General features: G+C 40.9%; 14 protein-coding genes and 1 other annotated feature. Of the genes, 8 read left to right on the top strand and 6 right to left on the bottom strand.

The window, feature by feature from the left end; all coding sequences use genetic code 11:
• Nucleotides 1–9 precede the first annotated feature (9 nt).
• The 3 genes from ABC361_RS01305 to ABC361_RS01295 all read left to right on the top strand — a co-directional run bounded on the left by ABC361_RS01305 (nucleotide 10) and on the right by ABC361_RS01295 (nucleotide 3,560).
• A complete protein-coding gene (locus tag ABC361_RS01305) occupies nucleotides 10–981 on the top strand; it encodes a TAXI family TRAP transporter solute-binding subunit (RefSeq protein WP_413072313.1) in 972 nt (323 codons plus the stop codon).
• A 67-nt stretch (nucleotides 982–1,048) separates the two neighbouring features.
• Nucleotides 1,049–1,582 (top strand): DUF1850 domain-containing protein, encoded by a 534-nt coding sequence (locus ABC361_RS01300; RefSeq protein ID WP_413072312.1) that lies wholly within the window; start codon nucleotides 1,049–1,051, stop codon nucleotides 1,580–1,582.
• A complete protein-coding gene (locus ABC361_RS01295) occupies nucleotides 1,569–3,560 on the top strand; it encodes a TRAP transporter permease (protein ID WP_413072311.1) in 1,992 nt (663 codons plus the stop codon). The genes ABC361_RS01300 and ABC361_RS01295 overlap by 14 nt, the downstream gene beginning before the upstream one ends.
• A 48-nt stretch (nucleotides 3,561–3,608) precedes the next feature.
• Here the strand turns inward: ABC361_RS01295 and ABC361_RS01290 are convergent, their stop codons facing one another.
• Nucleotides 3,609–4,043: a GNAT family N-acetyltransferase gene (locus tag ABC361_RS01290; RefSeq protein ID WP_413072310.1), complete on the bottom strand. Its 435-nt coding sequence runs from the start codon at nucleotides 4,041–4,043 to the stop codon at nucleotides 3,609–3,611.
• Between the two features lie 133 nt (nucleotides 4,044–4,176).
• On the opposite strand from ABC361_RS01290, the gene ABC361_RS01285 reads away from it, so the two are divergent.
• Nucleotides 4,177–4,620: a YndM family protein gene (locus ABC361_RS01285; RefSeq protein ID WP_413072309.1), complete on the top strand. Its 444-nt coding sequence runs from the start codon at nucleotides 4,177–4,179 to the stop codon at nucleotides 4,618–4,620.
• Nucleotides 4,621–4,835: 215 nt separating this feature from the next.
• On the opposite strand, the gene ABC361_RS01280 is transcribed toward ABC361_RS01285, so the two are convergent.
• Together ABC361_RS01280 and ABC361_RS01275 are read right to left on the bottom strand one after the other, a co-directional pair.
• Nucleotides 4,836–5,192: an SLAP domain-containing protein gene (locus tag ABC361_RS01280; RefSeq protein ID WP_413072308.1), complete on the bottom strand. Its 357-nt coding sequence runs from the start codon at nucleotides 5,190–5,192 to the stop codon at nucleotides 4,836–4,838.
• A gap of 20 nt (nucleotides 5,193–5,212) precedes the next feature.
• The gene (locus tag ABC361_RS01275) at nucleotides 5,213–6,199 is read right to left on the bottom strand and encodes a tryptophan--tRNA ligase (protein WP_413072307.1); all 987 of its coding nucleotides are present in this window, start codon (nucleotides 6,197–6,199) and stop codon (nucleotides 5,213–5,215) included.
• 44 nt (nucleotides 6,200–6,243) lie between these two features.
• Nucleotides 6,244–6,487, bottom strand: a binding site (T-box leader).
• A gap of 144 nt (nucleotides 6,488–6,631) precedes the next feature.
• Here ABC361_RS01275 and ABC361_RS01270 point away from each other — a divergent pair.
• Both ABC361_RS01270 and wrbA read left to right on the top strand, forming a co-directional pair.
• A complete protein-coding gene (locus ABC361_RS01270; RefSeq protein ID WP_413072306.1) occupies nucleotides 6,632–7,483 on the top strand; it encodes a hypothetical protein in 852 nt (283 codons plus the stop codon).
• Between the two features lie 118 nt (nucleotides 7,484–7,601).
• Nucleotides 7,602–8,210 (top strand): NAD(P)H:quinone oxidoreductase, encoded by a 609-nt coding sequence (gene wrbA / locus ABC361_RS01265; protein WP_413072305.1) that lies wholly within the window; start codon nucleotides 7,602–7,604, stop codon nucleotides 8,208–8,210.
• Between the two features lie 100 nt (nucleotides 8,211–8,310).
• Here wrbA and ABC361_RS01260 read toward each other — a convergent pair whose 3' ends face one another.
• Nucleotides 8,311–8,574, bottom strand: a complete 264-nt coding sequence (locus tag ABC361_RS01260; protein ID WP_413072304.1) for a hypothetical protein — start codon at nucleotides 8,572–8,574, stop codon at nucleotides 8,311–8,313.
• Nucleotides 8,575–8,721: 147 nt separating this feature from the next.
• The gene (locus tag ABC361_RS01255; protein ID WP_413072303.1) at nucleotides 8,722–9,099 is read right to left on the bottom strand and encodes a MerR family transcriptional regulator; all 378 of its coding nucleotides are present in this window, start codon (nucleotides 9,097–9,099) and stop codon (nucleotides 8,722–8,724) included.
• A 181-nt stretch (nucleotides 9,100–9,280) separates the two neighbouring features.
• On the opposite strand from ABC361_RS01255, the gene aldA reads away from it, so the two are divergent.
• Nucleotides 9,281–10,726: an aldehyde dehydrogenase gene (gene aldA, locus ABC361_RS01250; RefSeq protein ID WP_413072302.1), complete on the top strand. Its 1,446-nt coding sequence runs from the start codon at nucleotides 9,281–9,283 to the stop codon at nucleotides 10,724–10,726.
• Between the two features lie 33 nt (nucleotides 10,727–10,759).
• Here aldA and ABC361_RS01245 read toward each other — a convergent pair whose 3' ends face one another.
• Nucleotides 10,760–11,380, bottom strand: a complete 621-nt coding sequence (locus tag ABC361_RS01245; protein WP_413072301.1) for an HAD family hydrolase — start codon at nucleotides 11,378–11,380, stop codon at nucleotides 10,760–10,762.
• Nucleotides 11,381–11,537: 157 nt separating this feature from the next.
• On the opposite strand from ABC361_RS01245, the gene ABC361_RS01240 reads away from it, so the two are divergent.
• Nucleotides 11,538–13,001, top strand: a complete 1,464-nt coding sequence (locus tag ABC361_RS01240; protein WP_413072300.1) for a UDP-N-acetylmuramoyl-L-alanyl-D-glutamate--2,6-diaminopimelate ligase — start codon at nucleotides 11,538–11,540, stop codon at nucleotides 12,999–13,001.
• The last annotated feature ends 29 nt before the right edge of the window (nucleotides 13,002–13,030 follow it).

The raw sequence follows: 13,030 nt of genomic DNA, 5'->3' as shown, positions 1-13,030 counted from the left end.
GTCTATGTGATGAAAAAATCTTTACCTTATCTCGTTGCTTTTAGTGCCATCTTAGTTCTTGGTGCTTGTAACAACGGAGATGATAATGGCGGCGATAATGGAGAAGCAGGTGGTGATGAGCCTGAATTCATGAACTTGTTAACAGGTGGAACAGGCGGTACGTACTATCCACTTGGTGGTGAAATTGCAAATGTTTTAGGAGACGCGACCGAGACATCGATTGATGCCCAGTCTTCCAACGCCTCTGCCGATAACTTAGCCAGCTTACAAAGTAATGAAGCCGAAATTGCCTTTACACAAACTGACGTCATGTCAAATGCAATTGAAGGCATTAATTCTTTCGATGAGCCGATTGATAATATTTCTGCCATAGGTTCTCTTTACCCAGAAACGATTCAAATCGTTACGACAGCAGATAGTGGCATTGAAACAGTAGAAGATCTAGAAGGGCAAGCCGTCTCGGTTGGTGCACCTGGTTCAGGTACATACGTTAACGCTGAGCAAATTTTAGAAGTAGCTGGCTTAACGATGGACGACATCAATGCACAACACCTTTCTTTTGATGAGTCAACGAGCGGACTGCAGGATGGAAATATTGATGCCGCCTTTATTACAGCCGGAACACCAACTGGTGCTGTTGATGGATTATCAGCAACAAGCGATATTGCCATCGTTTCCATGTCTGAAGAAAGTGTCAATAATTTAGTGGATCAATACCCATATTATGCAGCTTATACAATTGAAAGTGGCACATACGCAGGGTTGGATGAAGAAGTAAACACTGTTGCGGTTTATGCGATGCTCGCTGTTACAAATAATTTATCTGAGGATCTTGTCTATGATCTAACTAAAGCATTATATGAGAGAACAGATGAAATCTCACATGACAAGTCTAACGAAATTTTACTTGAGACCGCACAAGAGGGAATTGGCTTTGACATTCACCCAGGTGCTCAACGCTACTACGACGAACAGGAATAAATTTTCTAAAGAGCCGGCTGCCTAGCCAACGTTTGAGCAGTCGGCTTTTATAATGGGAGAGGTCCCGATGAAACGTTTGAAAAACCGCTCTCTCCAAATCATTGGCGGGTTTTTTTTAATCATGATTGGCTTGTCGTTCATTCCATACCAATCTGCACTGACATTTTCAACACAGCGCTCGAATGAGTTAATTGCCTATACGCCAATGTCAAAAGGAGATTCTTTTCAAATTATTTACACGCATTCCATTCACTTAACCGATGTTGAGGAGTCCTACCGAGTGACAGTAGAAGGTTACATTCAACAACATGAAATGAGCTTTGATGAATTTGGAATCGGCATGCCCTCATCTGCAACAGATGACCAAGAGCTTGTCGTCGAAGAAGGACGTTACCACCTCAAAAACATGAATATTACGCATCCTTCCTTACCTATAAGGATTGCCGATATTGTTCCAGAACAGCGATTGGTATGGAACGATGGGAACCAACAAATTTGGTTTAAAGATTATTTTGTACCTCGCTCTTACATAACCATTGAGATCAAATCTTTAAACATATGGCAAGTTTTGAAAGGAGTAGAATTAAGTGAGCACGAATAACGAAGCGTTATCACAGGAAGAACAAGATCAATTAATGCAGAAATATGACCCAGAGTCTCGCACACGTAATGTGAAAGGGATTACAGCTGCCATTGTCTTTATCGGATTGCTGTCATTTTCTTTGTTTCATATTTATACAGGGATTTTTGGTGCTTTTACAGCACAAATTCAGCGCACGATCCATTTAGGGTTTGCTTTAACGCTTATTTTCTTGCTCTTCCCAGCTAGACGCAAAACAACGAAAAACAGCGTTCCTTGGTATGACTATGTGCTATCCTTAACCGCCATTATTGTGAGTGCATACTGGCCGATTTTTTATAGCGACTTGGTTCAACAAGTTGGTGGAATTGCGTCACCTATCCAATTTATTATTGGTGCCTTAGCGGTTGTGCTTGTCTTTGAAGCAACACGTCGAGCAGTCGGCTTACCGATTGTCATTATTGCTGGGCTTTTCGTGGTCTATGCCCTTTTCGGACCATATATGCCAGGTTTTCTTGCACACCGAGGTTTAAATTTAGATCAATTTATTAATTCTATGTTCTTTACCACACAAGGGATTTTAGGAACACCTTTACAAGTATCATCAACTTTTATTTTCTTATTTCTTTTGTTCGGTGCCTTTTTAATTCAAACAGGTGTTGGTGGGTACTTTAACGATTTAGCGATTACCATTGCCGGGCGACGTATTGGTGGTCCTGCGAAAGTGGCAATTTTCTCAAGTGCACTTAACGGAACCATTTCAGGGAGTTCTGTTGCAAACACTGTCACAACAGGAGCTTATACGATTCCGATGATGAAACGATTAGGATATAAGCCGAATTTTGCTGGTGCTGTAGAAGCCGCAGCATCAACCGGCGGACAAATTATGCCACCTATCATGGGTGCAGCGGCTTTCCTAATGATTGAATTTGCTGGAGTTAGTTACTGGGACATTGCCAGAGCTGCGCTTATTCCTGCCATTCTTTATTTTTCTGGCATTTGGATTATGACTCACTTTGAAGCAAAACGCTTAAATTTACTCGGTCTACCTAAAGATCAAATTCCATCTAAAATCGTTATTATTAAAAAAATTCACCTTTTATTACCGATTTTATTAATCATTTATCTATTGTTCCTAGGTTATAGCATTGAAAGAGCCGCTTTACTTGGAATTTTGTCAACAATCGTTGTTAGTTTATTTCTAAAAGAAACAAGAATTACACCAAGTAAATTTATTCTTGCTTTAACAAGCGGCGCACGCACGGCGTTAGGAATTGCCGCAGCAACCGCCTGTGCTGGTATTATCGTTGGTGTGGTGACAACAACGGGCCTTGGTCTAAAAATGGGGAATATGATTGTTGGTCTTGCAGGTGCATTCACGACTAGCCCTGAACTCCAACTTCTTTTCACACTCGTCCTTACGATGATTACCTGTATTATTATTGGGATGGGTTCACCGACGACAGCCAACTATATCATTACATCGACCATTGCACTTCCAGCTATTATCGCATTGAATGGCGAATTAGAAGTAGCGATTCCAGTGCTTGCAGCCCATATGTTCGTCTTTTACTTTGGAATTGTTGCTGATATTACCCCACCGGTCGCCTTAGCCGCGTTTGCCGCCACCGGAATATCAGGAGGAGAACCAATACGAACCGGAATAAATGCAACGAAGCTAGCCATAGCCGCATTTATTATTCCTTATATGTTCGTCTTACAACCACAATTGTTAATGATTGATTCGACCCCGCTCGAGATTGGCGTTACCTTCGTCACTGCCTTTGTTGGCATGATCGCCATTGGCGCATGTATGATTGGCTATTGGTATCGTAAAATAAATTGGTTCGAGCGAATACTCTCTCTAGCAGCGGGGCTATTATTGATTTATCCAGAAGGGTACTCGGATATTATTGGTTTTGTTCTTTTCATTGGATTGATTGTTCTACAACTATTCACCATGAAAAAGAATAAAGCAACTACATCCCTTCAAAACTAACCTTGAAAAACCGCCTGAAACAGAATCTCTGTCCACAGGCGGTTTTATTTATTTTATATTGTAAATCAATCGGGTCAGCTCTTCTTCGTAATCCGTATCAGCTTGAAAGCCAACTTCTTCAAATACATGCCTCGCGTGCGTATTATCCTTAGCGATCAATACACATATTTTATCAGGGTCGGTTTCGCTTTTTAAAAACTCGACACACTTTTGTACAAACGCTCTCCCTTTCCCTTTTCCTGTTTCTTCAGGGTTTAAGCCAGGAGCGATTTCAATCATTCCGTTTATGCGTTTGACACCGATAAAGCCAATCATCTCTTGCTCACGGTAGATCGCGTACTGCCATGTGTTTTTCTTCCCAAACTCCAAAAAGGATGACATATGAGAGTGTTGTTCATCATGAAAAAATGAATACGCTCCTTTGTAATGCCATTGATACGCAACCCACTTTGCTTGATCCTCCGTCATAGCCACAAAGCGCATACGATGTTCCCCCTATCCAAATTTACAACTTCTCTTTCTTTACTGTTGCAGGTCGAAAAAATAGCCGTTCTACAAAATGACAGGTATATTGCTTCCCCTAATCAGAAAAACTGATTAAAAAGGAGGTATTTACTTGAAACACGTTGGTATCTTTTTAACCAAGCTACTCATTAGTTTGTTTGCCTTCAGCGTTGGTTTCCTTTTCTTTACAGAAGCAACCTATGTTGATGTTCTCACATTTGCTTTATTAACAACTATTTTATCTTACATTGCTGTTGATTTAATCATCCTACCTCGATTTGGCAATCGTACTGCCTTAGTAAGTGATTTTATTCTTACTTACTTTATTGTATGGGTATTTGGTTCTGTCTTGTTTGCTAACTATATGCTTATTGCATGGGGCAGCATCCTCGCAACAAGCGTCATTACCTTTTGTGAAGTCTTTGTTCATAACTACCTGCTTAAGCATATGTACGCACAAGAAAGACGCCGTCAACCACGAGCACAATTCGCATTCGATACAGAATTAGCAGAAGATGAAGATCCGACAGCATCAATAAAAAGAGAAAAAGATTAAAAAGAAGATAGCTTGTCGACTAAGTCGATAAGCTTTTTTATTGTCATCCAGTGATCATATAAGGATATTTTTAAACCCTCATTTCTCTAGTGTACCATAATCAACAAAAACTGCGCGAAAGGAGTTTTAAAATTAGACACATTTTCTTCAAGCAACATTTTCCATTATACGTAAAAAAACTTGCTGCGAAATGACACGGCAACAAGTTTCATTTACTAAAAAGTTTCTAAAAACCCTTTCAACTCTGGTTGACCGTTAAGAAGATCTTTCTCAAAAATAAATGTCCACGGCATACTCGTAAACGGAGGCAATGTGTGAATGGAAACGTTCTTTTCCGCAATCGTCTGTTCTTTTTCTACGTAAGCAAGAGGCTGTTCCTTCCACTCTTCAGGATGTTCGGACCGATTTTGAACAATCACCGTAACGAGCAAATCACCTCGATAATTAAAAGCCTGTCGATACGGAATAAAGCGTTGCTCGGGCTCCTGCTGTACCAATTGTTGAATTTGGTTCAAATCGTTTGAGGCAATGGTTTTTTCCCAAGCGGGATGTAGCATAAGTGTCTGCACCATCTATCAACTCCACATTTTTACTACCCTAATCCTATCTCGTTTTTTATGTTTTGTAAAAATGGTGTCGCTTCGTAACGAACCCGTTCCGCTCCCTCCTGCAACAATCGCTTCATTTCCTTTGGCTTTGACATCCACTCTTTATAGCGTTCTCTTGGTTCTTCTAATGTGCGATTCATCACGGTAAACAATTCCGCTTTCGCCTCTCCCCAGCCAATTCCTTTTTGAAATGCTTCCTTCATGGCATCAACCTCATCAGCAGTCGCAAATACTTGATAGAGTTGAAACACATTTGACGTAGCTGACTCTTTTGGCTCATGAGGAGGCAAAGAATTAGTCTTAATTTTATTAATTCTTTTTTGAAGCTCATCTTTTTCCAAAAAAATTGGAATCGTATTTCCATAGCTCTTGCTCATTTTCCGACCATCTAGACCAGGTAATACGGCAACATTTTCTATAATGGATGCATCAGGAAGTTTGATTGAAATGCCATGCTTCCGTTTCATTGCCAGTCCTAACTCTCGTGCCATTTCAATATGTTGAATTTGATCTCGCCCCACAGGTACAAGGTCTGGCTGTAAAAGCAAAATGTCCGCTGCCATTAAGATCGGATAGGTGTATAACCCCATGTTCACACCAGAATCAAGATCTCGCTCGGCGCGTTTATTATCATCAACGATTGCTTTATATGCATGAGCTCGGTTCATTAATCCTTTTGAGGAAAGTGTAGCGAGCACCCAACTAAGCTCAAATATTTCCGGAATATCAGACTGTCGATAGAGAACAGATTTACTTGGATCAAGACCTAATGCCAACCATGTTGCGACAACCCCATTTGTTAACATTTCTAGCGATGTCTTCTGATGCGCCTGCGTTAACGCATGTCCGTTGGCAACAAAGTAGTAAGCATCATGATTTTTAGTAAGGTCTAGTGCCGGCTTAATCGCGCCAATGTAGTTTCCTAAATGAATGTCTCCAGTTGGTTTAATGCCTGTTAAACTACGATTCATTCCGTTCTCCTCCTTTTTTCAACATAAAAAGGGCTACCCATCCCAAAAAGGACGGATAACCCGTGGTGCCACCTTCATTCGTTCCATATAAGAACGCGCTCATTCCGTACGAGAGTCTTGCTCTGATACGTAGTCTTTTATAACGGTAAGACATCCGCCTTGCCTACTGCACATTTCAGCAAGGAAGCTCCGAAGTCCATTCCCCATGCAGGCTACACTAGTTCACACCAACCACTAGCTCTCTTAAGCACCCTTACATGCGTACTTACTCTTCATCCACGCTTATTTTTATCTATTATAGTGTATTCCTTAATGAATCGCAATAATATTTTGATAAATGAAGGAATTCCATAAATAAAATCGATTCTAATGATACAATAAAACAATTCGAGCTTTAATCGACACTCTCATAAAGAAAGGCGGCGAGTTCATTTGCATATCATTGACACGGTCCCAGCTTTTTTAGCAAAAAATGTCCATAGTCTGACTACCCTTCAAGAGTATCACCGCATGTACCCAGATGCATTTAAAGAGTACTTCACTTATCACTGCCCTAGAACGGAAACACGGTTTAACCGTGCTCTACAACGTTACCCAGAAGATCGTTTCCATATTAAAGCCGTTTACAAACAGTTGCCGCACATACTTGAAACCATTTGCAAACGTTACGTAGAACAATATGAACTCACGTTTAACCAGCAGATTTATCTCATAGTGGGCGCATATAGCTCAAATGCGTTTACCCATAGGCAAATTACACCGGACATTACATTTGCTTTGGAGCAACTACCACAGCATAAGGACGGACTGCAGGTTCTGGCTGCACATGAAATGGGACACGCGCTTCATCAAACATGGACTGATATCGCTGGAATGGATTGGCCTCATGTTCAGTGGGACAACCATCTATTAAGTCTTTATCGCGAGGGGGTTGCCACTCACTTTTCAAGAGAAATTGTTCCAGATGCCCCTCCTCACATTTACTTTACATTTGGATCTAATTACTTAGGAGATAATTCGTGGTTATCATTTGCTCAGGAAAACGAACAAACGATTAAATTAGCTTTTTATAAGGACTACCAAAAACTTAACTCTCAAGAGCTTTTCCGTGAATGGTATTCGATTAACGGCGGAGAACGATTTGGCTACACACGACTTGCCTATTTTCTTGGTGATCGCTTTTTTCAACAAGAGCGTCAGCGTATAGGAGAACATGAAGCCATTCTTGCTTGGAGAGACCCACTCTTTTTAGAACAGATTGAAATGTGGCTTAGTCAGACGTAAGCAGTTTCAAAAATGATACCAAGTTACAAATAAGTGCATACTTGTGCCTCCGTTTGGATCAAACTACACTAGAGTTAGTAAAAACATTCGGATCGCTGAGGTCCAAAAGGAGACGATTATGAGTAACGAAAAAATTGCGATTGTCTATTACAGTTCCACTGGTACAAACTACCAACTAGCTAAATGGGCTGAAGAAGCAGCAAAAGCAACTGGTGCAGAAGTTAAAGTACTAAAATTCCCTGAGCTTGCTCCTGATGCAGCGATTGATGCAAACCCTGCATGGCGTGCGCACGTAGACGCGACGAAAGATGTCCCTGAAGTAACAGCTAACGATATGGAATGGGCTGATGGCTTTATCTTCTCTGTCCCTTCTCGTTTTGGTAACGTACCTGGTCAAGCAAAACAATTTTTTGATACACTTGGTGGTCTTTGGGCTGGCGGAAAACTTGCAAATAAAGTTGTAAGCGCGATGTCTTCAGCGGCTAATGCACACGGAGGTCAAGAACAAACCGTTCTTTCCCTATATACAACGATGTTCCACTGGGGTGCAATTATTGCTGGACCTGGCTACACAGATCCAGTGGCATTCTCTTCTGGCGGAAACCCATACGGCACGAGCGTAACGGTTGATCAAGAAGGAAATATGGTAGAAGACGTAGAAGAAGCGGTTAAACATCAAGCAAGACGCACAGTATCTGTAACAAGCTGGGTAAAAGCAGGTCAATAAAAGATTAAAAAACGCAACCGATGGGTGAAAGACCATGCCGGTTGCGTTTTTTGCCGTTTTATTTTAATCAAAAATTGATTACACGATGATTTCTGAATACCTACTGAATGGTTGTTCCAATTACTCGATAGCCTTTTCGTTTTAAAAACCGAGCTGAACGGCTAATTTCTTGCTCATCTCGACCAATCAAATGAACGGTTTTATTCCTTATATCTTTATAGTAACGCTTTAAATACGGCAAAGGAATATTTATGGTGTTTGATAATTCATCTTTATATGCAAGGTGATAATCTCTTACATCTACACACTGCACATCCGTTTCAGTACCGTCGACATGCCCGTCAGCACTTTGTAAACACGACATACGTATCGTTCCTCTCCTCTTGTTTCTCTCTATCTATATGATGCCCTTATAGGGGATGTGTTCAACGTGCAAGTTCTCCCAATTCTGTTCCTTTCGTATCATATCGGAGAACGACCGTTTTGCCAACAAAAATGTCTTAGAAATGGGTTACGATTGTGCACCTTGCATGTGCGCTTCACTCATTGACTCATACTGTAAAATTTTTTGATCCAGTCGATCAAGTGTTTCTGTCATATCTTGTAAACGTTCTTTTAATTGCTCTCGTTGTTCAATCAAAATCTCTTTTCGCGGTTGTGCCGTTTCATCTCCTTGTTGATAAAGCGCCACATATTCAATTAACACTTCAATTGGCAAGCCTGCTTTCCGCATGCATTTTGCAAACTCAATTCTGCGACAATCAAGCTCATTGTATTCACGTATGCCACTTTTGCTTCGTTTCACACGAGGGATCAGTCCGATCCGCTCATAATAACGCAATGTATCTTGAGATAATCCCGTTTTGTCGCTCACTTCAGAAATTAACATATGACAGCCTCCTTCATTCTATCGTAGCACTTGGAGTTTACTTCAAGGCAAGGTCCGATTCCATGTTTTGTCATTCTATTTTACAGCAAAAATTCCTTTTTCTCCAAAACTCCTTTTCATGTTTAATCCAATTTTGATTGGGAATACAAGGAGCAACACATGATTACGAGGAGTGACATAAATGAAACCCCAACATTTATATATAAATGGCGAATTTGTTGAATCACAATCGAATGACATGATTGACGTGATTAACCCCGCTACAGAAGAGGTAATTTCTAAAGTTGTCGATGCAACAGAAGAAGAAACAAACCATGCAATTGAATCTGCTTGGCGCGGTCAAAAAGAATGGGAGAAAGTGCCTCAAGTTGAACGTGGACAAATCGTACGCAAGATCGGTGATGAGATAGCCGCAGACAAAGAAACATTCGCTAAAATGCTGAGTGAAGAACAAGGAAAACCTTTAGAAGAAGCTCGTGGTGAAGTAGACACAGCTGTCAGTTTCTTTCATTATATGTCAGAGTGGAATCGTAAAATTGGAGGCGACATCGTCCCGAGCGATGACCCAAATGAACAAATCCTCATTCAGAAAAAGCCAATTGGTGTGGTAGCAGGAATTATCCCTTGGAACTATCCTGTTTTCATCTTTGCGCGTAAAGTGGCTACATCTTTAATTACAGGATGTTCCGTTGTCATTAAACCATCTGAGGAAACACCAAATACAGCCATCGCGTTTTCAAAAATCCTCGATAAGGTCGGCTTACCAAAAGGGGTTTATAATTTAGTTACAGGAAAAGGTGACACGGTCGGGAATCGCCTTAGCAGCCACCCAAAAGTTGCGCTCATTAGTATGACAGGAAGCGTACCAGCTGGCACAAAAGTAATGGAAGCAGCAGCGCAAAATATTACGAAGGTAAATCTTGAACTTGGTGGAAAAGCCCCTATTATCGTTTCAAAACATGCCGATCTTGATTTGGCTGTAAAGAATATTAAAGCCTCTCGAATTGAAAATGCTGGACAAGCCTGTATTTCTGCAGAAAGAGTTTATGTTCAAGAAGACGTGGCAGAAGCTTTTACAAAAAAAATGGTGGCAGCCATGGAAGACACAAAAGTAGGCTATTCTTTAAATGATAACAATGTTGAAATGGGGCCTTTATCTAGTGCGCATCACTTAGAAAAAGTAGAATCCCTTGTAAACAATGCGAAAGATAACGGCGCTCGTATTGAAGTAGGCGGAGAGCGCATGAACATGGATAAAGGGTACTTCTATGCACCTACTGTTATTACAAATGTGAAGCATGAAGATGAAATTATGACAACTGAGGTGTTTGGTCCAGTCTTACCTATCACCACATACAAAACGTTTGCTGAAGCCATTGAGTATGCGAATGATTCCGTTTATGGGTTGGCATCTGCCCTTTATACGAACGATTATAATGAAATGATGCAAGCGGCTCGCGACCTTCATTATGGTGAAACATTCGTTAACCGTGAAACAGGCGAAGCCATTCAAGGTTATCACGCAGGAATGCGTCAATCTGGAATTGGCGGTACCGATGGAAAGCACGGTTTAAACGACTTCCTTTCCACGCATGTCATGTACTTGGCTTATAAGGACAATAACTAAAAAGAAGGTTGGCATGATGCCAACCTTCTTTTTTTATGCAAACTGGCGTAAATCTCGAAAGGATTGAAGGACATAATCAGGCTCTTCTTCCGCTTCACCAAAGCCGTATGCTGCAAAAGCAAATGGAATCCCCGCGATAGCAGCAGCCTTCTCATCTCCTTTCGTATCTCCTACATATAAAGGGCTTTTCAACTGGTTTCTTTGCATAATAAGTTTAATATTCTCGCCTTTTGGCAATCCCGTTCTGCCCGGATTTTCATAATCACTAAAATAAGCATCTAATCCATGAGATTGAAAAAAGGCTTCGATATAACCATCACGACAATTGCTTACGATAAAAAGCTTATAGCGCATAGACAATGCCTTTAGCACCTCTTCAACATCATCATAAAGCACCGCACCTTCTTCTTTTAAAATCGCGAGCTCTTCTACCCCACACTCATCCATTAGATGTTTTTTCTCATCTAATGAAAGCGCTGGAAAAAGCACATCTGCTATTTCAGGAATCACAAGTCCCATCGTCCGTGTCAAATCTTCTTTTTCTACCGTCTTTATTGGATGCTCACTTTGAGCAATCACTTTATTCCAAGCATGTACGACCTGTTCCCGTGAGTCCCATAACGTACCATCTAAATCAAAGATAATGCTGTCCATTTTTCACCACTCCCTAAACGTTCCATTAAGCTTACCACTCATTCTTTTAACATGAAAATCATTCCTTCTAAGATTGTTAAAAATTGCATCGGTTGGGATTTGAAAATAAGCGGATTCTAACTATAACAAGATTCTCTTTTGGAAAGGGGGTAAAGCGATGCAATCGATTCAAACACTTTTTGATTCCATTATCCCGCTTCCTTCTAACATTGATACAGCACTTATGATTACGGGGATTACGGATCGATCATCAGAAGTGAAACGAGGATACGTATTTTTCGCCATTAAAGGATATGCATCCGATGGTCATGATTACATTCATGATGCCATTCGAAGAGGAGCAGTCGCCGTTATCGGTGAAAAAGAATACCTAAACTTGCCAGTACCGTATATAAACGTTGATCAAAGCAGACTCGTTCTTGCCAAACTTGCTAGCCGTTTTTACGATAAGTCGCAAAAAAAGCCAATTATAGTTGGTATTACCGGGACGAACGGGAAAACAACGACCTCATTTATGTTAAAACATCTCTTTGAATCAGCTGGGTTATCGTGTGCGTTATTCGGCACAGTTGTAAACATCATTAATGGCGAGGAACTAACTTCAACGACAAATACCACATTAGGACCTATTGAGCTGCATCGACAGCTGGCACTAAGCAATGACGACATTGTTATTATGGAAGTCTCCTCACATGCATTGACGCAAAACCGCGTTGCCGGCATCACGTTTGATTTCGCTCTTTTTACAAACCTTAGTCAAGATCACCTTGATTATCATCAAACGATGGATGACTATTTTTCAGCGAAAAAAGCGCTGTTTGCTCTATTGCACCGAAATGGAAAAGCAATTATCAATGGCTATAATAAATGGGGCGAAACACTAGCCACTTCTTTAAAATTAGAACACCTCCCTGTACACGTATTAGGTGACACAGGAGATGTTACATTAAAGACGATCCATTTTGATTCTCCTATGAAAGCCATTCTGTCGGAACAAAGCCGTGAATGTACGCTTACAGTTCCACTAATCGGCGAACATAATATGTATAATGCAGCGATGGCGTATATGACTGCACGTTTATATGGCTTGTCACAAGATAAGATCGTTCAAGCATTCGCTTCGTTTAAAGGGGCACCGGGCAGATTTGAACTGTTCTCTCACCCTACTGGAGCAACATTTGTTGTCGATTACGCTCACACAGAAGACGCTTTTTCTTATTGTTTGCAAGCCATTAAACAGATGGGCGCCAGCTCCATTACGCATATTTTTGGGTTTCGTGGGAATCGTGATTCAGGAAAACGTGAAACCATGATTGCAACGTCTGAAAAATGGGCCAACCATATTGTGTTAACCTTTGACGATTTAAACAACGTCTCCGAAGAGGACATGCGACGAACCTTGTTATCGTTCACATTAAAAAACGGCGACGTCCTAACGAATCGTCCCCTCGCCATTGAAAAAGCATGGAATTCAGCTAAAAATGGCGACTGGGTTTTAATTACCGGTAAAGGCCATGAACGATATAAGCAAGCGTTCCAATACAATAGCGTTTCAGACAGCGACACAATTAAACATTTACAAAACGAGACTTTAACACGCAGAACCGTCAAAACATCGTAATAAGATAAAAAGGTTAAACTCTCACAAGA

The organism is Shouchella phoenicis, assembly GCF_047238345.1.
Lineage (GTDB): Bacteria > Bacillota > Bacilli > Bacillales > Bacillaceae_D > Shouchella.
Note: the sequence above shows the minus strand (reverse complement) of the source record. Positions and strands in the feature narration are given on the sequence as shown.